This window comes from Pseudomonas marvdashtae (assembly GCF_014268655.2).
GTDB classification, from domain to species: domain Bacteria; phylum Pseudomonadota; class Gammaproteobacteria; order Pseudomonadales; family Pseudomonadaceae; genus Aquipseudomonas; species Aquipseudomonas marvdashtae.
The window spans coordinates 1,567,738-1,585,252 of sequence record NZ_JABWQX020000001.1 but is presented as its reverse complement, the minus strand read 5'-3'; the positions used below and the strand labels follow the sequence as shown (position 1 = coordinate 1,585,252).

Annotated in this window: 19 protein-coding genes; 4 read left to right on the top strand and 15 right to left on the bottom strand. The window is 61.1% G+C overall.

Features of this window, described 5'->3' with window-relative positions; all coding sequences use genetic code 11:
• Positions 1-152: 152 nt before the first annotated feature.
• Complete coding sequence (locus HU742_RS07370; protein ID WP_186645059.1) at positions 153-1,205, top strand: NAD(P)-dependent alcohol dehydrogenase; 1,053 nt, start codon at positions 153-155, stop codon at positions 1,203-1,205.
• Between the two features lie 6 nt (positions 1,206-1,211).
• Here the strand turns inward: HU742_RS07370 and HU742_RS07365 are convergent, their stop codons facing one another.
• From HU742_RS07365 to HU742_RS07345, 5 genes are all read right to left on the bottom strand, one after another.
• Complete coding sequence (locus HU742_RS07365) at positions 1,212-2,015, bottom strand: IclR family transcriptional regulator (protein ID WP_186640769.1); 804 nt, start codon at positions 2,013-2,015, stop codon at positions 1,212-1,214.
• 60 nt (positions 2,016-2,075) lie between these two features.
• Complete coding sequence (locus tag HU742_RS07360; RefSeq protein ID WP_186645061.1) at positions 2,076-3,386, bottom strand: MFS transporter; 1,311 nt, start codon at positions 3,384-3,386, stop codon at positions 2,076-2,078.
• Positions 3,387-3,563: 177 nt separating this feature from the next.
• Positions 3,564-4,712: a galactonate dehydratase gene (gene dgoD / locus HU742_RS07355; protein ID WP_003179439.1), complete on the bottom strand. Its 1,149-nt coding sequence runs from the start codon at positions 4,710-4,712 to the stop codon at positions 3,564-3,566.
• Positions 4,713-4,761: 49 nt separating this feature from the next.
• A complete protein-coding gene (locus HU742_RS07350) occupies positions 4,762-5,382 on the bottom strand; it encodes a 2-dehydro-3-deoxy-6-phosphogalactonate aldolase (protein WP_186645062.1) in 621 nt (206 codons plus the stop codon).
• A gap of 19 nt (positions 5,383-5,401) precedes the next feature.
• Positions 5,402-6,385 (bottom strand): 2-dehydro-3-deoxygalactonokinase, encoded by a 984-nt coding sequence (locus tag HU742_RS07345; protein ID WP_186645063.1) that lies wholly within the window; start codon positions 6,383-6,385, stop codon positions 5,402-5,404.
• A 175-nt stretch (positions 6,386-6,560) separates the two neighbouring features.
• Between HU742_RS07345 and HU742_RS07340 the strand changes: the two genes are divergently transcribed.
• On the top strand, positions 6,561-7,193 hold the full coding sequence (locus HU742_RS07340; protein ID WP_186640776.1) for a glutathione S-transferase family protein: 633 nt from the start codon (positions 6,561-6,563) through the stop codon (positions 7,191-7,193).
• Between the two features lies 1 nt (position 7,194).
• Here HU742_RS07340 and HU742_RS07335 read toward each other — a convergent pair whose 3' ends face one another.
• On the bottom strand, positions 7,195-7,677 hold the full coding sequence (locus tag HU742_RS07335; protein WP_014339485.1) for a GNAT family N-acetyltransferase: 483 nt from the start codon (positions 7,675-7,677) through the stop codon (positions 7,195-7,197).
• A gap of 166 nt (positions 7,678-7,843) precedes the next feature.
• Here HU742_RS07335 and HU742_RS07330 point away from each other — a divergent pair, with 166 nt between their 5' ends.
• The gene (locus HU742_RS07330) at positions 7,844-8,182 is read left to right on the top strand and encodes a hypothetical protein (RefSeq protein ID WP_186640778.1); all 339 of its coding nucleotides are present in this window, start codon (positions 7,844-7,846) and stop codon (positions 8,180-8,182) included.
• Positions 8,183-8,224: 42 nt separating this feature from the next.
• A complete protein-coding gene (locus tag HU742_RS07325; protein WP_186645064.1) occupies positions 8,225-8,605 on the top strand; it encodes a Rho termination factor N-terminal domain-containing protein in 381 nt (126 codons plus the stop codon).
• A gap of 50 nt (positions 8,606-8,655) precedes the next feature.
• Here the strand turns inward: HU742_RS07325 and araH are convergent, their stop codons facing one another.
• The 9 genes from araH to HU742_RS07280 form a co-directional block, all read right to left on the bottom strand.
• The gene (gene araH, locus HU742_RS07320; protein WP_025214842.1) at positions 8,656-9,624 is read right to left on the bottom strand and encodes an L-arabinose ABC transporter permease AraH; all 969 of its coding nucleotides are present in this window, start codon (positions 9,622-9,624) and stop codon (positions 8,656-8,658) included.
• A 9-nt stretch (positions 9,625-9,633) separates the two neighbouring features.
• Positions 9,634-11,178 carry an L-arabinose ABC transporter ATP-binding protein AraG gene (gene araG / locus HU742_RS07315; RefSeq protein ID WP_186645065.1) on the bottom strand — a complete coding sequence of 515 codons (1,545 nt, stop codon included), beginning with the start codon at positions 11,176-11,178 and terminating at the stop codon, positions 9,634-9,636.
• Positions 11,179-11,253: 75 nt separating this feature from the next.
• Positions 11,254-12,258, bottom strand: coding sequence for a substrate-binding domain-containing protein (locus HU742_RS07310; protein ID WP_186645066.1), 1,005 nt, complete (start codon positions 12,256-12,258; stop codon positions 11,254-11,256).
• A 174-nt stretch (positions 12,259-12,432) separates the two neighbouring features.
• Positions 12,433-13,251 carry an SDR family oxidoreductase gene (locus HU742_RS07305; RefSeq protein WP_186645067.1) on the bottom strand — a complete coding sequence of 273 codons (819 nt, stop codon included), beginning with the start codon at positions 13,249-13,251 and terminating at the stop codon, positions 12,433-12,435.
• A 237-nt stretch (positions 13,252-13,488) separates the two neighbouring features.
• Entirely contained in the window at positions 13,489-14,364 is an 876-nt protein-coding gene (locus tag HU742_RS07300) for an SMP-30/gluconolactonase/LRE family protein (protein ID WP_186640788.1), read from the bottom strand.
• The gene (locus HU742_RS07295) at positions 14,361-15,107 is read right to left on the bottom strand and encodes a FadR/GntR family transcriptional regulator (protein WP_186611507.1); all 747 of its coding nucleotides are present in this window, start codon (positions 15,105-15,107) and stop codon (positions 14,361-14,363) included. Before HU742_RS07295 ends, HU742_RS07300 begins: the two co-directional genes overlap by 4 nt.
• Before the next feature lie 92 nt (positions 15,108-15,199).
• Positions 15,200-15,760: a DUF1285 domain-containing protein gene (locus HU742_RS07290; RefSeq protein WP_186645070.1), complete on the bottom strand. Its 561-nt coding sequence runs from the start codon at positions 15,758-15,760 to the stop codon at positions 15,200-15,202.
• A gap of 15 nt (positions 15,761-15,775) precedes the next feature.
• A complete protein-coding gene (locus tag HU742_RS07285; RefSeq protein ID WP_186611509.1) occupies positions 15,776-16,381 on the bottom strand; it encodes a DUF4823 domain-containing protein in 606 nt (201 codons plus the stop codon).
• A gap of 105 nt (positions 16,382-16,486) precedes the next feature.
• Positions 16,487-17,455: a GTP 3',8-cyclase MoaA gene (locus tag HU742_RS07280; protein ID WP_186640793.1), complete on the bottom strand. Its 969-nt coding sequence runs from the start codon at positions 17,453-17,455 to the stop codon at positions 16,487-16,489.
• Positions 17,456-17,515 lie beyond the last annotated feature (60 nt).

The window sequence follows — 17,515 nt, the reverse complement described above, 5'->3', positions numbered from 1 at the left end:
AAAACATCATCGCAGGTCTGGCGCCACAGAGGATCAAATCCTGGCCAAGACCGGAGGATTAGGCATGACAGGCGGAGGAATCGCCATCGCCGCCGGTCGCCATGCCTCCCAGAATGGATTCCCTCACCGTTCACTGCTTAGCGAGGTCCATCATGTACACAGCTATCGGATATGCCGCCCAATCGGCCACCACGCCCCTCGCCCCCATGACGTTCGAGCGTCGCAGCCCGCGAGCCGACGATGTGGCGATCGATATTCTCTACTGCGGGGTCTGTCACTCCGACATCCACCAGGCCCGCAATGAATGGGGCATTGCCGTTTACCCGCTGATGCCCGGCCATGAAATCATCGGAAAAGTTACCGCCGTCGGTGCGAATGTCACCCATCACAAAGTCGGTGACTTGGTCGGTGTAGGCTGCATGGTCGACTCCTGCCGCGAGTGCGAAGCGTGCCGGGCCGACTTGGAGCAATACTGTTTCGAAGGCATGACCCAGACCTACGCCAGCCCGGACCGCGTCAGCGGCGGCCACACCATGGGCGGCTATTCCGACAGCATCGTGGTCAGCGAGCACTTTGTGCTGCGCATCCCGCAAACACTCGATCCAGCCAGCGCCGCACCGCTTCTGTGCGCCGGCATCACTACTTATTCGCCCCTCAAACACTACGGCGTCAAGGCTGGCGACAAGGTCGGCGTGCTGGGCATGGGCGGCCTGGGTCACATGGGCATCAAGTTCGCCAAGGCCATGGGTGCGGAAGTGACGTTGTTCACCCGCTCGGCGAGCAAAGCCGAAGAAGCCCGTCGCCAAGGCGCGGACCATGTGATCGTGTCCACCGACGCTGAACAGATGGCCGCTGCCGCTGGACGTTTCAACTTCCTGCTGGACACCATTCCGGTGCAGCACGACCTCAACCCCTACCTCGACACGCTGCATTTCGACGGAGTGCACATCATCGTAGGCCTGGTCGAGCCGGTCGACCCGCCGGTACACGCGGCAAAACTGATCATGGGTCGCCGAGTGCTGGCCGGCTCGCTGATCGGCGGCATCGCAGAAACCCAGGAAATGCTGGATTTCTGCGCCGAGCACAACATCAGTTGCGACATTGAAATGCTCGACATCCGCCAGATCAACGAGGCCTACAGCCGCATGATCGCCGGGGATGTGAAGTACCGCTTTGTCATCGACATGGCGGCCCTCAAGGCCTGACGTTCGTCAAACCTTGGCGCCCAGTTCCGCCGACAGCCGGGCTGTGACCCCTTTGACCAGGGGAATCAGCTCGGCCATCTTTTCCAGCGGCATGTACGGCACGGTGCTGGCGATGCTGATACCGGCGACGATGCGCTTGCCGGCGTCACGAATCGGCGCCGCTACACAGCGAATCGACGGTTCGTTGTCCTCCAGGTCGAAGGCATAGCCCCCCGCCACGTATTCCACCATACGTTGCTGGAACTGTTCCCAGGATTGCTCCTGATGCTGGGGCCAGAACTGATTCTTCCCACCCGCCGGCAGGCTGATTTCATACAGCCGCTTCCATTGTTCCTGAGGGTCATCGAGCATCAGCGCCTTACCGATCCCGGTACGCGCCAACGGCATGCGATGGCCTACGCGCGAGCGCATTTCCGGACCGTTACGTCCTGGGTTCTTCAGCAAGTACAGAACTTCGTCGCCCTCGCGAATCGCCAGGTGAACGGTGTCCCCAGTGAGCGCCGACAGCTCGTCCAGGTACGGCCCCGCCAGGCTCACCAGCGGCAACTCCTCCCGGGCCTGAAAGCCCAGTTCAATCAGCTTCGGTCCCAGCAGGTAACCCACTTGCGGCACCACACGCAGGTAACGCTCGTCCACCAGGCAACTGGCCAGGCGATGGGTGGTGCTGCGAGTGGTGCCGATCAGCCGGGCGATTTCCTTCAAGTCACGGGCGCCGCTGGCGACCGCCTGGACCACGCCCAGGCCACGCAGCAATGTCTGCGTGCCTGTAGGCGCGGCATCCTTGGTGATTTTTGAATCGTCTTGCTGCATATCCGGCCTTTCTCAGTGAGCGGGGAAACGGGCGGCATTATGGTCGCCCGCCTCGTAGGACTACAACTCGATGCGCTCGACTTTCCCCACCAGCAGGATGTAGGAAAGCGCGCCAGCCAATGCCAGGACAGCGATATAGGTAATGGCCGGGGCAAACGAATCGCCGCTCGCCAGGAAGCCAATGACAATCGGCGTCGCGATGGCCGCCAGGTTGCCGATGAAGTTGAACACCCCACCGGTCAAGCCGAGCAACCGCGCCGGCGCCAAGGTGGAAACCAGCGACCAAGTGATCGACGCCAGGCCATTGCCGAAGAACGCCAGGGCCAGGACCGCGATCACCAGCGGCGTCGACTCGACGAAGTTGGCACCGATGATTGAGGTGGAAATCAGCAGCCCGCCAATGATCGGTAGCTTGCGCGCAAACCCCACGCTGGCGCCGCGGCGGATCAGCCAGTCGGAGAAGAACCCGGAGCACAGCACGCCGACAAACGCCGCGAGGAACGGCAACGACGCCAGCAGGCCAGACTTGATGAAGTCCATGCCGCGATATTTCACCAGGTAGGTCGGGAACCACGTCAGGAAAAACCACAGCGTGGAGTTGAGGCAGAACTGTCCCAGGTAAATGCCCCAAAGCTTGCGCTGGGTCAGGACGATGCCCAGGTCAGTCCAGCTGAATTTCGCCTTGACCTTCGCCGTCTCGGCCTGGATATCCACCAGCCCGCCGCCTTCGCGGATCAGCTCGATTTCAGCGGCATTGGCGCCTTTGAAATCCCGCGGCTCGCGATACACCGCGTACCAGATCACCGCCCAGAGGATACCGACGGCCCCCGTCGCGACGAACACCATGTGCCAGCCGAAGGCATGCTGCAGCCACGCCAGGACCGGCGTCAGGAATGCCAGCCCGACGAACTGTCCGGAGGTATAGAAACCAATCGCCGTGGCGCGCTCACGCTCGGGAAACCATGTGGTAACGACGCGGCTGTTGATCGGATAAGCCGGCGCTTCCAGGGCACCGACCGCCATGCGCAGGACGAACAGCGCGATGAAACTGGAGACGAAACCGAGCATCACCGTGGCCACCGACCACAGCAGCAGCGCCACGCTGTAGAGAATGCGCGGCGGCACGCGGTCGACCAACCAGCCACCGGGAATCTGCATGGCGGCGTAGGTCCAGCCGAACGCCGAGAAAATCAACCCGACATGAATCGGATCAATGCCCAGCTCACTGGTCATTGCAGGGGCGGCAATCGAGAGGTTACTGCGGTCCAGGTAATTGATCACCACGGTGATGAACAGCAGGACCATGATGAAAAAACGCTTGCGGCTGGGCGTCACCAACGACGCCTGCGCGTTCAGGGTGTGCGCTTGCATGTGAGGTGCCTCTTTTTGTGTTTATTGAGGAGTCGAGCACGACCGATCGTTCCCACGCTCTGCGTGGAAACGCCTCTACGGACGCTCTGCGTTCGGCTCTTGAGGGACGCGGAGCGCCCCGGGCTGCATTCCCACGCAGAACGTGGGAACGATCAAACTGAGAGAGTCAGGACTCACTCACCACTCGGCAAAACTGCCGTCGGCATGGCGCCAGATCGGGTTGCGCCAGCGGTGGCCGATGGCCGCGCGTTCAATCACATATTCCTCGTTGATCTCGATGCCCAGGCCCGGACCGTTGGGGATTTTCACGAAGCCTTTGTCGTAGTCGAACACCTGCGGATCCTTGATGTAATCCAGCAGGTCGTTGCTTTCGTTGTAGTGAATGCCCAGGCTCTGCTCCTGAATGAACGCGTTGTAGCAAACCGCGTCCAGTTGCAGGCATGCCGCCAGGGCGATTGGCCCCAACGGGCAATGCAGCGCCAGCGCCACGTCGTAGGCCTCGGCCATGTTGGCGATCTTGCGGGTTTCGGTGATGCCGCCGGCGTGGGAGGCATCCGGCTGGATGATGTCCACGTAGCCTTCGCTGAGTACACGCTTGAAATCCCAACGCGAGAACAGCCGCTCGCCCAGGGCGATCGGTGTGCTGGTCAGCGGCGCCAGTTCCTTGAGCGCTTCGTAGTTTTCGCTGAGCACCGGTTCCTCGATGAACATCAACTTGTAGGGGTCGAGTTCCTTCATCAGCACCTTGGCCATCGGCTTGTGCACACGACCGTGGAAGTCCACGCCGATGCCGACGTTCGGCCCCACCGCGTCGCGCACCGCCGCCACGTTGGCCAGGGCCAGGTCGACCTTTTCGAAGGTGTCGAGGAACTGCAGCTCTTCGGTGCCGTTCATCTTCACCGCCGTGAAGCCCCGCGCCACCGCTTCTTTCGCCGCTCGCGCAGTGTCCGCCGGGCGATCGCCGCCAATCCACGAATACACGCGGATCTTGTCGCGCACTTGGCCGCCCAGCAGATCGCTGACCGACACGCCCAGGGCCTTGCCCTTGATGTCCCACAACGCCTGGTCGATACCGGCCAGGGCGCTCATATGGATGGCGCCGCCGCGGTAGAAGCCGCCGCGATAGAGCACGGTCCAGATGTCTTCGATGTTGCGTGGGTCCTTGCCGATCAGGTAGTCGGACAATTCCTCGACGGCCGCCGCCACCGTGTGGGCACGGCCTTCGACCACGGGCTCGCCCCAACCGGTCACGCCCTCGTCGGTCTCGACCTTGAGGAAGCACCAGCGCGGCGGAACGATAAACGTGGTCAGCTTGGTGATTTTCATCTTGTTGTCTCTCTTATCAGATGCAGCGCGCGGGGCGCTGGAAAGGTCTTCAGTTCAAGGCATTCCATGCGGCCACATAGGCCTTGGCGCGTACCGCCACTTCATCCGCTGTCAGGCCCGGCTTGAACAGCCCGGAACCGAGGCCGAAACCCTTGACGCCGGCTTCGACGAACACCGCCATGTTGTCCGGCGTGATCCCGCCCACCGGCACCAGCACCGTCCCGGCCGGCAACACCGCGAGCCAGGCCTTGACCACCGCCGGGCCCATTTGCTCGGCCGGGAACATCTTCAGCACGTGAGCGCCTTCGGCCAGCGCGGCGAAGGCTTCGGTGGGCGTGGCGACGCCGGGCGACAGGTACAGCCCCGCCGCTTTCGCCGCTCGCAGCACCTTCGGATCGCTGTGGGGCATGACGATGACTTGGCCGCCAGCAGCTTTAACCTGCTCGACCTGTTCCGCTGTGAGCACGGTCCCTGCACCGATCAGGCAATCGGCCGGCAGGGTACTGCGCAGGATGCGGATACTTTCGTACGGCTCAGGGGAATTGAGCGGTACTTCGATGACGCGAAATCCGGCGCTATAAAGGACTTCGCCGATAGCGGCGGCCTCCTCGGGACGCAGGCCGCGCAGAATCGCGATCAGCCCGTTGTGCGCCAGTGCTTGTGTGAGCATGTCAGACCTCCAGTCAGGTTTAACGCGATGGGGTGGCGTCGAGCAGCCCGGCCGCTACAGCCAACTGCCACAAGCCACGCTCGGTGGCCTGTTCGGCCAAGGTCACCCGGGCGAAACCGCAGGCGTCGAGGGCCCGTTGATAACGGGCACAGAGTTGAGAGTTGCCGATCAACACCACCGTCGGCAGATGCACGCTGTTGCGTCGTTGGCGTTGCGCCGCGGCCAGGGCCGTCAGCTCATGGCCGATCAACAGGCCGGAGAGATAATCGGCTTGTGCACTGGCGCCGAGTTCGCCGGTCAGCCCCAGGCTGCGGGCGCTGAATACGGTGGACAACGGGCCAATCTGCCCCTCCGCCGACAGCGCCACCTGCACGCCGCGATCGAAGGCCAGGCCATCGAACGCCGCGCCGCGCTGCTGGGTACGGCCGAGGATGCTGTGGTCGCTGAGCACGGCAAAGATTTCACCGGTCATGAACGTGTCGAAATGCACAATGCAGCCATCGGTGACTTCCACCCACTTCGAGTGGCTGCCCGGCAGGCCGATCAGCACCGCTTCGTTCGGCAGGCTGTGCAAGGCGCCAAGCACTTGGGTTTCTTCGCCACGCATGACATTGGGCAAGCGTGAACGCTGGATCACGCCGGGCACGATGTACACATCGACACCGCGAAGGCTGCGAACGGTTTGTAGGGAATGTCCGAGGTTGGCGACGTTTGCAGGCGTGTCGCAGTAAGGCGCTTCGCGCCAGCCTTGGGCGCTGCCGACCATGCCGCAAGCAATGACGGGCAGGCTCGGCTGTACGTCGAGCCAGTCGCCGCAGGCCTCGTCGAAGGCCAGTTCAAACCCATCGATGCACACCCGGCCGGCCACGGTTCGTGGCCCGGAGGGCAACTGCATGATCCCCGATGACAGCGAACGCTGCTCGAGCACCTCGCCTCCAGCGGCGAGTTTGTAAGCCCGTAATGAGGTAGTTCCCCAATCGAGCGCGATCAATTGCGCCTGCATCCGCTTCACCTGTTCTGTTTATTTGGCAGTGAGTGAGACGGACTATAAACCCGGGCACGGACAAATCTCAATATATAAATATCGCTCCCATATATTGGGATATAACATTGATAGTCGCCATCCGTCCCAGACCCTGCTACGTTTTTGATCGGACGCCAAAAACTCAGGAAAGAACATGGAACATCGACTGAAGATCCTCGGCCGCACCTCCTCGATCAACGTCAGAAAAGTACTGTGGACCTGTCAGGAACTGGACCTTTCCTACGAACGCGAAGATTGGGGCATCGGCTTTGCCTCGACCCATGACCCGGCCTTCCTGGCGCTCAACCCCAACGCCCAGGTGCCGGTGATCATTGACGAGAACGGCGTGCTCTGGGAGTCGAATACCATTTGCCGCTACCTGGTCGGCAAACATGGGCGCAGCGATCTGCTTCCCATCGAGCCTGCCGCACGGGCGCGTGTAGAACAGTGGATGGACTGGCAAGCCACGGAGCTCAACCCGTCATGGGGTGATGCGTTTTACGGACTGGTGCGCAAACACCCGGACTTCCAGGATCCACAGCTCATCGCCGCTGGGGTTAAACGCTGGAACAAGACGATGGGCTTGCTGGAGGGTCAGCTGAGTCGCACCGGCGCCTACGTGGCCGGTGCGGACTTCTCCCTCGCCGACGTGCTTATCGGCCTGTCCGCGCATCGCTGGCGCCAGACGCCCATGGAGCGTCCGGACTATCCGGCGGTGACCGCCTACTGCAAGCGGCTCGAGCAACGCCACGGATTTGCCGAGTACGCCTCCAGCGCATACGCGTAAATCAGTTGCCGTTGGCAAAATCCCGGAGCACTTTACCGTCCATTCGATAGCGCACCCACTCCTCCTGCGGTTGCGCGCCGAGGGACTTGTAGAACTCGATGGCCGGCGTGTTCCAGTCCAGCACGCTCCATTCGAAGCGACCGCAATCATTGTCACAGGCGATCTTCGCCAAGTGCCGCAGCAACGTCTTGCCCGCCCCGCCACCGCGCTGTTCGGGAGTGATGTACAGGTCTTCGAGGTACAGGCAGTTGCTGCCCAGCCACGTCGAATAACTAAAGAAGAACACTGCAAAACCGATGGGCACGCCATCACGCAGGCAGATCAAGCCGTGGGCGGTTGCGCCTTCGCTAAACAGGCTGCGCTCGATATCGGCCACACTGGCGATGACTTCGTGGCGGGCTTTCTCGTAATCGGCGAGCTCAGTGATGAAGGCAAGGATTTGAGGCGCATCGCTAGGTTGCGCGGGACGGATCTCGATCGACATGAACGGGCCTTGTAGCCAATTGAAAGCACCATACTAAGCCGCTACGCAGCGCTCGTCACATCTTCTGGACGGGGCTTTCGGTATGCCATTCGTCGCCGCCGAGGCACCAACCTCGCTCCAGCGCGGCCCAAAATCAGGCAAGCATTCCAAAAATGGAGGCGACACCATGATTTATTCAAGGCTGACTGCGTTCACATTCGCTGCACTGCTGTCTTCGGCGGCTTTGGCGGCATCGACCTCTGGCACCGGGCCGACCGACCCGGTGCAAGCTCCGAACTCGCCCGCGACGCAAGGCTTGCCCAAGCTGAACACCGACGGTACCGGTGGCTTGAACAACGGCCAGCCGCCCGCCACTGGAACGGACCCACGGGTCCAAGGGAACGACACCGGTCGCCAGGGCGGCATGAACACCCCGGACTCCACCGCCCCTGACAATGCCGATACCGGCGTGGGTTCGAAAACCACCACCGGCGGATCCGGCTCGGAAGGTGGCGCGAGCCAGTAGTACGGCCCGCCGCTCTGCTCACACATTGAGGAGGAACATTTCATGCCTCGTGGAAGCAAAGAGAAGTACACCGACGAGCAAAAGCGCAAGGCCGAGCACATCGAAAAAAGCTACGAGCAAAAAGGTGTGTCTGAGAATGAGGCCGAGGCTCGGGCTTGGGCCACGGTCAACAAACAATCGGGCGGTGGCGAGCGCTCCGGTGGAAGCGCAAAGAAAAAGCCCACCGAAGAGAAGCAATCCGACCGCAAGGAGTCGGCCCGGCGTGCCGCCAAGACCCGCGAGGGACATCCGCGTACCAGCAAAGCCTCCTATGAGGCCCAGACCGTGGATAACCTGATGAAAGAAGCCCGGGCAAAAAACATTCCCGGGCGTTCGAAGATGCGCAAGCAAGAGTTGGTCGAAGCGTTGCGCAAGGCGGGATGAACGATGGCGTCAAGGACGACGCCATCGAGCAGGCCTGTCGCGCAGGGTTCTCAGCGTTGCTTCAACCGGTCGATCACCACCGCCAGCAGCAAGATCGAGCCGCGGATGACGTATTGGTAGAAGGTATCGATGTTCTTCAGGTTCATCGCGTTTTCGATGATCGCCAGGATCAGCACACCCGCGATGACGTGGCGAATCATGCCGATGCCACCACTCAATGAAACCCCACCCAGCACGCAAGCCGAGATCACCGTCAGTTCGAAGCCCTGGCCGATCATCGGTTGGCCCGAGGTCATGCGCGACGCCAGGATTACCCCGGCCAGAGCGCCGATCAAGCCATGCACGGCGAAGATGATGATCTTGGTGCGGTCAACGTTCACCCCCGCCAACAACGCCGCTTCCTGGTTGCCACCGATGGCCATGGTGTTGCGCCCGTAGGTGGTGTAGTTCAGCAGCCAGCCGAAAAACAGGAAGCAGACGATGGTGATCAGGATCGGCACCGGCACGCCGAACAACTGGCCGTTGCCGAAGACGAAGAACGATTCCTGGGACACGCCCACCGCTTTGCCGTTGGCGAAGATGTAGGCCAGGCCGCGAACGATCTGCATGGTCGCCAGCGTCGTGATCAAGGCATTGACCCGCAGCTTGGCAATCACGATGCCGTTGATCAGGCCGACGATCAGCCCCATCGCCAGCGCCGCGCTCACGCCCAGGAACACACTGTTGGTGTCGCGCATCACCACCGCCGCGACCACCCCGGCACAGGCAATCACCGAACCGACCGATAAGTCGAAGTGCCCGGAGGCCAGGCAATAAAGCATGGTGCACGCGGCGATGCCGGTGGTGGAAATCGCCAGGCCCAGGCCACGCATGTTCAGCGGTGACAGGAAGTTGTCGATCATCAGGGTGCAGAGCACGAAGATGCCGATGGCCGCCAACAGCATGACCCAGTCGTCGAGGAAGCGGCGCAGGTCCAGGGGTTTGCGTGCCGTTGGCAGTGCATTGTTTTGAATGGTCATGATTACCTCTCAGTTCGCCGCGTCGGCAACGCGTTGGCGCGGCAGCGCCAGTTGCAGCAGGTTGGATTCGTTGGCCTGGTCACGTGGCAACTCGCCGCGCATGGCCCCTTCGCACAGCACCAGGATCCGGTCGGAAATGCCCATCACTTCCATCAGGTCGCTGGACACCACAATCACGGCGATGCCATCGGCCGCCAGGTTGTGGATGATCTGGTAGATCTCAGCCTTGGCGCCGATGTCGATGCCGCGTGTCGGCTCGTCCAGCAGCAAGACTTTCATCGGCATCGACAGCCAGCGTCCGAGGATCGCCTTCTGCTGATTGCCGCCGGACAAGTACATGATTTTCTGGCCCGCCGACGGTGTCTTCACCTTCAGCGCCTTGATCTGCTTGTCGGCGTTGCCCCGCTCCCAATCGCCACGCAACAGGCAACCGAGCGTTGAGTGGGACGGGCGCGCGCTGATGTTGATGTTTTCGCCGACACTGCCCAACGGAATGATGCCTTCCTTCTTGCGGTCCTCCGGACAGAGCAGTACGCCAGCGGCGATGGCATCCCGTGGCGAACGCAGCTTCAGTTCCTTGCCGTGCAGCACGAGACTTCCCTCGCTCTGGCGCTCCAGGCCACTGAGCAAGCGAAACAGCTCGGTACGACCGGCGCCGACCAGCCCGAACAAGCCGAGGATTTCACCCTTGTGCACCTCGAAACTCACCGGTTCGCGCAAGCCCGGCCCCAACAGGCCTTTCACTTGCAGCGCGACATCGCCGCGCTCCCGAGGACGGTAGTCATAGATGTCCTGGATATCGCGACCGACCATGCACGTGACAAGTTGATCGTGGGTCAGCTCGCTCATGTTCTCGAAGGTCCGGACATAACGACCGTCCTTGAATACCGTCACCGCATCGCAGATGCGGAACACTTCTTCCATGCGGTGGCTGACGTACAGCACCACTTTGCCCTCGTCCCGCAGGCGGGCGATGATCGCCATCAAACGGTCGATTTCCCGAGCCGACAGGCTGCTGGTCGGTTCGTCGAAAGCAATGACGTGGGCGCCACGGGACAAGGCCTTGGCGATTTCCACCAACTGCCGTTGGCCGAGAGACAGGCGCCCGACCTTTTCCTGGGGGTCGATTTCATTGGCCAGGCCCTTGAGCAACGTCAGCGCCTGCTGGCGCAGCACACCGCGATTGACCAGGCCGAAACGCGCCGGCAAGTGACCAAGGAACAGGTTTTCGGCGACAGTCATTTCCGGCACCAGGTGCAATTCCTGGTGAATCACCGCGACACCGCTGGCGATGCTGTCGGCGGTGCCTTTGAAGGCCATCGTCTGTTCGCCGATCTGCAAGTCGCCGCTGCTCGGAATGTAGGCGCCACCGAGGATCTTAAGCAGCGTGGATTTGCCCGCGCCATTTTCGCCCATCAAGGCATGAACCTGCCCCGGATGGGCGACGAAACTGATATTGGCCAGCGCCTGCACGCCGGGAAAGGACTTGCCGATCCCGTTGAATCGCAAGCTGCCGCCGATGTTGTGTTGCCGTGTCGCTGTTTGCGCTTGCATAACCACCTCGAACTTACAGAGATCAAGCAGCCCGGTCACGCCTGTGACCAGGGCCGCTTTTGAATCAACCGACCGTCAGTTCCACAGGCCGATCTTTTCCAGCTCCTGCTTGAAGTTCTCCCGGGTGATCAGCGTCACCTCGTCCATGGCGGTGTACTTCGGCGGCTCCTTGCCGGTGGTGATCCACTCGTACATCATCTCGGCAGTCTTGTAGCCTTCGATGTGCGGGCTTGGCAGCATCGAACCGAAGAAGCCACTATTGGGTTTCTTCAGCTCACCGATGGCGTCGGTGCCGTTGATGCCGATACCGATCACGTTGGCTGCCTTGAACCCGGCCGCTTCGGTCGCGCGCACGCCGCCCAGCACGGTGTTGTCGTTCATGCCGCCGATGATCAAGTTCTTCGCGGCGCTTGGCAGCTTCACCAGCGCCGAGTTGGTGGAGTCCATGCTGCCGGGAACGTCGAGGGTCTTCAGCGCCGAATACAGGATATGGTCTTCCGGCATCCCGGCTTTCTTCAGGGCATCAACCGAACCGTCGGTGCGTTTCTTGCCGGTGTCCAGCTCGTTGAAGGTGTTGATCACCGCGTAGGTGTCTTTCCAATCCCAGTTGCGTTTTTTCGCTTCGGCAGCCATCGCGGCGCCCTGCTTCTGGCCCACCTCGAAGGCGGCCATGCCCAGGTACGGCACGTCTTCCATGAATTTGCCGTTGGCGTCGACGAAACGGTCATCGACGGCAATCACCTTTAGATCGTTGAGTTTGGCCTTGGCCATGATGGCCGGGCCGAGGGACACGTCTGGCGGGCAGATCACGAAGCCCTTGGCGCCGTTGGCCGCGAGGCTGTCGATGGCCGAGAGGGTTTTCTCGCCATCGGGCACGGCGATCTTGATCAACTGGAAGCCTTTGTCCTTGGCCGCCTTCTCGGCGAATGCCCACTCGGTCTGGAACCACGGTTCCTCGGCCTGCTTGACCAGGAAACCAATTTTTACCGCATCGGCCGCCAGCAAGTGGCTGCTGAGACTGAACGCGGTAACCGCCAGGGCGGCGCGACACAGGGAACGGATCCCACGACGATGTTTCATAGCTGACTCCTTGTTTTTTTTATTGAAAGCCAAACGTCCAGGGATCTGCTCCACCTTGGTGGAACCGCGCAGGCTGGCCGGTCAAATCGTGTTACTGCACAGCATAGGTCTAAATAGTCATATCGTATGATGATTGGATTACAGGCGAAGTTTCCCACCGTAACCCAAGAATATTCAGTCGTGGTACATGACCGAACGTCCACCATCGATGGTGATGCATGAAGCATTGATAAAAGGGGCTTCGTCACTGGCCAGGAACACCGCCGTCATGGCCACTTCGAGCGGCTGGCCGATGCGTCGAGGCGGGTGCAGATCCAGCGCACGCTGGCGTTCGGCATGGGGATCGGCGAAACCGTTCCAGTAATCGACATTCAATTGAGTCTCGATGTAGCCAGGCGCAATGGCATTCACGCGCACACCCTTGGCCGCGTACTCGATGCCCAGGGCGCGGGTAAGACCGAGCAAGCCGTGCTTGGCCACCGGGTACGGAAAACAACCGGGAATGATGTGCGACGAATGGGTCGACGCGATGTTGATAATACTGCCCACGCCTTGCTCGATCATTTGTGGCAGCACCGCCTTGCAACCGTACCAGGCGCCATCCAGGTCGATGGCGAAGCAGCGGCGCCAGTCTTCCTCGGTCATTTCCAGGGGGTCGCGAAACACATTGACCCCGGCGCAATTCACCAGCACGTCGATGCGACCATGCAGTTCAACGGCGCGACGGGCCATGGCCTGCAGATCCTGCTGGTTCGAAACGTCGACTCTGAGCGCCTGCACGTCCGCGCCCTGGCCACGCCAATGGGCCGCGACGGCCTCGACTTTTTCCGTCTGGATGTCACTGATCACCAGCCGCGCCTGCTGGCAAGCAAATGCGGCAACGATCGCCTCGCCAATGCCTTGGGCTGCGCCGGTCAGCAGCACGACCTTGTCTTTCAGCCGTTCGCCTTTCACAGGCTCCGGCACTGGCGGCAAGCTAAGCGCTTCAGCCATGGGCCTGGGCTCCAGTGCGAAGGCACGACAAAAACCGGACACCCACGGATGACCGGCCAAGAGGCTGCGAAATTGACAGTAACTCGCGAACGCCGCCGGGGCGTTCGGGGAAAGATCGATGCATCACTTCACCTGTTTTGTTTTTTTAAGTGTGAGTGCGTATTGCTGATGGAGCCGACTATAAACCCGACCGCCAAATAATCTCAATATATATATTTACATCCCATATTTTGGGATTCAACCAGCAAACCGTGTGCAAGCCACACCTGGCACATCGACCCGCATCGACAGCACCGCACCGTCAAGGGGATGGCCTAGAGGGCTCTCTGCACTGGTGATGTACAACGTCTTGAGGTCTTTACCACCAAATACGCAGCTGGTGGGGCGACTGACCGGCAGTTCGATCACCCGATCGACATGGCCGTCCGGATGCAGCCGCAACAGGCAATTGCCGTCCCAGCGCGCGTTCCAGATGTAGCCTCGCGCATCCATCGCCGAACCGTCCGGCCCACCACGCGAATGGGGCCCGAACCAGACTTCGGCGGGCGCCAACTGTCCATCGGGATAGATGAAGTGCCGGTACAGCGTCCCATCCAGGCTCTCGCCGAAATACACCGTCGTGCCATCGGGACTCCACAACAACGTATTGGGAATGCCCAGCCCGCGCAGCAGCGGCATAACCCGGCCCTCTGCCCCGACACGGAACAGGCCGCCGGACCGTCGTTCGATGGGCAGGTCTTCGCCATTTTCACCAATGTTGTTCTGCATGGTGCCTAGCCAGAGCTGGCCCAGCGGGTCACAACGGGCTTCGTTGGCGCGGTTGCCCGGCTGGGGATCGGCCATGCACAACAGCTTCAGGCGTGGTTCCAGCCCTGGCGAATCCAGATCCAGTCGATAGACACCGCTGCTCAGCGTCACCAACGCATCGCCGCTCTGCGTCGGGATAAAAGCCGAGACATGCTCAGGCATCTGCCAGATCTGGACGTTCTCGCCGATCAGCCGCAGCGCCTGCTTGCCGGCGATATCGACCCAATAAAGCGCCTGGGTCGGCTCATCCCAGAACGGCCCCTCGCCCAACTTTGCCCGATGCTCCGTGAGCGCCGTCCACTTCATTGAAACCTCCTGTCCCCGGCTTTCCCGGCGTTGTCTGTCCGACCGGCCATGACATCAGGGTAAAACCGCTTGATGGCCAAGTCTGCATTATCGATCAAGGTCATGCAGGCCCAAACGCCTCGCGCCGCGTCACGGGCGGCGATGGCGTCGGCGATCTCCTTGTGAATCGGCAAGGTGCGGCGCAGTTCGTCCGGATCGGCGGCCGACACCTCGAACGAAACCGCCAGCAGCGCGCCAAGGGCCGGGACCATTTGTTCGATGAATTGATTGTGGCTGGCGGCGAGAATGCACTCATGAAAGAACTGATCGGCGCGGTTGTAATCAGCGCCACTGTCCACCGCCCGTTCCAGCGCATGATAGGCCAGGCGGATCGCCTGCACCTGGTCAGCCGTCGCCCGTTCGCAGGCCCAGCGCACCGCCATCGGTTCGATGGTCCGGCGCAGGTCCAACAGGTCGTCGACGAAATTTTCCGGCAGGCCACTGCGCGACAGCCAGCCAACTACTTGGGGATCGAACAGATTCCAACGGCGCACCGGCAATACCCGCGTGCCGACTTTCGGCCCCACTTCCAGCATGCCCTTGGCGACCAAGGTCTTGATGGCCTCACGAATGACCGTGCGACTCACGCCCAACTGCTCGCCCAAGTCGGCCTCGACCTTGATGGTTTGCCCAGGCTTGACCTGGCCAGCGGCAATCCAGCCACCCAGCCAATCGACGGTCGACGCATGAAAACTGCTGGACATGAACACCCCGTGGGCTTTTCTTATCAGGCGCCCACGCTAATCATCATATGATTGAGTGTCAATTTGAATTTTTGCCCCCTCAAGGTTGAGGGTCAGGGTTCGAGGCCTATGGGAAAGAACACGCCGCCGCTCCAGACACCCAACCACCGCTGGCCGTCGATCTCGCGGCTGACCGCCAGTTCGACCAGCTGATAGAAGACGTTGCGGTGAATCAGCGCTTCGAGGTTGCTGCGCACGTGGATATACGGAGCGGGCTCCTGGGTCTGGGGATCGATCACCACTCGCATCGGATGTTCGGGTCCAGCTTCGATGGCTTCATCGACATTAGTCGTAAAGCGCAACAACTGCCCTTCTCCCTGTCCCTCGACTTCCAGGGTCACCGCCACGAACGGGGCGTCGTCCACCTTGATGCCGACTTTTTCCACAGGAGTGATCAGGAAGTAATCATCGCCGTCGCGGCGAATGATAGTGGAGAACAGCTTGACCATCGGCTTGCGTCCGATGGGCGTCCCCAGGTAATACCAAGTGCCGTCACGGGCGATGCGCATGTCGATGTCGCCGCAGAAGGCGGGGTTCCACAAGTGGACCGGCGGCAGGCCTTTGGTCTTGGGGATCTGTCCCAACAGGTCATTGGCTTTTTGCGGTCCGCTCATGGTGACTCCTTCTGTTTATTCGTCGCTCATCCCCAGCAGGCTGCGGGCATACTCACGCAGCGGCGCGGCGATGAGGTCTTGTGGCTGCTTGTCGTGCAACGTCAGCAAACCGCCACGGCTCTTGATACGTGCAGTATCAATCAAATACTGGGTGCTGGTCTCGATCAACATGATCTGAATCACGCCGGTATCGACGCCGAGGCGATCCACGGCCTCTTCATCCAGCCATTCGTCGGTAGTGCCGATGCGGTTGTCCGCCTTGGCGAATCGGGTATACAGCAAATAATGGGCGCCGGCGGCACGCGCTTCGCCCATAGCCTGGTCAAGCCCTTCGGGGACCCGGGCGCGACGAACCATGGGGAAATATTCAACGAAACCGTTGAAGGCTTCTTCAGCCACGACGTTGGGACGCGGATAGGCGCTGCCTGGCGGAGCGAACGCCCCCTGGGCGATATAGATAAAGGAATCCGGCTGGATGCGCAGGTTGTTCACGCGACGACTGTCGCTATGGTCCAACAGGCCGGCATCGCTCATGTGATAACGAACGCCCTCCCCCATGTCGCTGACATTCATGCAGCCACCCAGCGCCAAAACGGCCAGCAGCGAAAACAGGCTACGCATCCTACCCTCCAAAGACCGGTGACGGAAAACCGGCGAATGGCCACGGGATGCAGCTTTTGCGCCAGCTCGCAGAATGGTGGGATTTTATTGCCTCGGAATACCCGATCAGCCGCCGATGATTTTCATGATGGTTGCACCGCCGGAGAATGCCACTTCCTGCTTATCTCCCAGCGCCTTGACCAGCAAGCGCTGAAGCGCTGGCAGCGCCTGATGGCGGGGTTTGTCCAGCAGATCGCCGACAAAATGACGATTGCTCGACGACAGGCAGCCGTGCAACCACCCCGTCGAAGACAGCCGCAGCCGCGAACAGGTACGGCAGAACGGCACGCTTTCGTTGGCGATCACGCCAAAGTGCCCCAGCCCCGGAATCTCATAACGCACTGCGGTGGCATCCACCGGCGCATCGGCCTGCAGGTATTCGTATTGGTCGCCAATCAGGCTCAGCAGTTGCTGGAGGCTGACGAACTGCTGGAGGAACGCATTCGAGTCCTTGGCCAAGTGACCCATGCGCATCAACTCGATGAAACGCAACTCATAGCCACGCTCGAGGCAGTACTCCAGCAACGGCATCACCTGATCGAGGTTCTGCCCGCGCAACGGCACCATGTTGACCTTGATTTTCATCCCCGCCGCCCGGGCTTGCTCCATGCCGTCCAGCACGGCCGCCAGGTCGCCACCCCGGGCGATGCTGCGAAACGCGCCAGCATCGAGGGTGTCGAGGGAAACGTTGATTCGGCGGATGCCGGCACTCACCAGCAAAGGCAGCTTTTTTGCCAGCAATTGACCGTTGGTGGTCAGGCTGATGTCGTCCAGCCCCATCTGCCCAACCGCCGTCATGAAGCGCTCAAGCTTGGGACTGACCAGCGGCTCGCCTCCGGTGATGCGCAACCGCTCGATGCCGGCAGCTTCGATCAGGTATGCCACGCCCCGCGCCATCGCCTCGGCCGACAGCTCATCCTGCGCAGCCACCAGCCGCTTGCCATCAGGCACGCAGTAGGTACAGGCGTAATTGCAGGCTGAAGTCAGGCTGATCCGCAAATTGCGAAAACGCCTGCCTTGACGATCAACGATCATGGATCACTCCGGCGAAAGAAAAATCGGGTCCGCAAAACTTGACTTAGAAATCAAATTTCC

Excerpts from the sequence above, each read along its gene's own strand:
- HU742_RS07300 (WP_186640788.1), bottom strand. The coding sequence starts at position 14,364 with ATGAAGTGGACGGCGCTCACGGAGCATCGGGCAAAGTTGGGCGAGGGG.
- HU742_RS07290 (WP_186645070.1), bottom strand. The coding sequence starts at position 15,760 with ATGAGCGGACCGCAAAAAGCCAATGACCTGTTGGGACAGATCCCCAAG.
- araG (WP_186645065.1), bottom strand. The coding sequence starts at position 11,178 with ATGCAAGCGCAAACAGCGACACGGCAACACAACATCGGCGGCAGCTTG.
- HU742_RS07330 (WP_186640778.1), top strand. The coding sequence starts at position 7,844 with ATGATTTATTCAAGGCTGACTGCGTTCACATTCGCTGCACTGCTGTCT.
- HU742_RS07350 (WP_186645062.1), bottom strand. The coding sequence starts at position 5,382 with ATGCTCACACAAGCACTGGCGCACAACGGGCTGATCGCGATTCTGCGC.
- HU742_RS07360 (WP_186645061.1), bottom strand. The coding sequence starts at position 3,386 with ATGCAAGCGCACACCCTGAACGCGCAGGCGTCGTTGGTGACGCCCAGC.
- HU742_RS07370 (WP_186645059.1), top strand. The coding sequence starts at position 153 with ATGTACACAGCTATCGGATATGCCGCCCAATCGGCCACCACGCCCCTC.
- HU742_RS07340 (WP_186640776.1), top strand. The coding sequence starts at position 6,561 with ATGGAACATCGACTGAAGATCCTCGGCCGCACCTCCTCGATCAACGTC.
- HU742_RS07295 (WP_186611507.1), bottom strand. The coding sequence starts at position 15,107 with ATGTCCAGCAGTTTTCATGCGTCGACCGTCGATTGGCTGGGTGGCTGG.
- HU742_RS07345 (WP_186645063.1), bottom strand. The coding sequence starts at position 6,385 with ATGCAGGCGCAATTGATCGCGCTCGATTGGGGAACTACCTCATTACGG.
- HU742_RS07310 (WP_186645066.1), bottom strand. The coding sequence starts at position 12,258 with ATGAAACATCGTCGTGGGATCCGTTCCCTGTGTCGCGCCGCCCTGGCG.
- dgoD (WP_003179439.1), bottom strand. The coding sequence starts at position 4,712 with ATGAAAATCACCAAGCTGACCACGTTTATCGTTCCGCCGCGCTGGTGC.
- HU742_RS07365 (WP_186640769.1), bottom strand. The coding sequence starts at position 2,015 with ATGCAGCAAGACGATTCAAAAATCACCAAGGATGCCGCGCCTACAGGC.
- HU742_RS07285 (WP_186611509.1), bottom strand. The coding sequence starts at position 16,381 with ATGCGTAGCCTGTTTTCGCTGCTGGCCGTTTTGGCGCTGGGTGGCTGC.
- HU742_RS07280 (WP_186640793.1), bottom strand. The coding sequence starts at position 17,455 with ATGATCGTTGATCGTCAAGGCAGGCGTTTTCGCAATTTGCGGATCAGC.
- HU742_RS07325 (WP_186645064.1), top strand. The coding sequence starts at position 8,225 with ATGCCTCGTGGAAGCAAAGAGAAGTACACCGACGAGCAAAAGCGCAAG.
- araH (WP_025214842.1), bottom strand. The coding sequence starts at position 9,624 with ATGACCATTCAAAACAATGCACTGCCAACGGCACGCAAACCCCTGGAC.
- HU742_RS07335 (WP_014339485.1), bottom strand. The coding sequence starts at position 7,677 with ATGTCGATCGAGATCCGTCCCGCGCAACCTAGCGATGCGCCTCAAATC.
- HU742_RS07305 (WP_186645067.1), bottom strand. The coding sequence starts at position 13,251 with ATGGCTGAAGCGCTTAGCTTGCCGCCAGTGCCGGAGCCTGTGAAAGGC.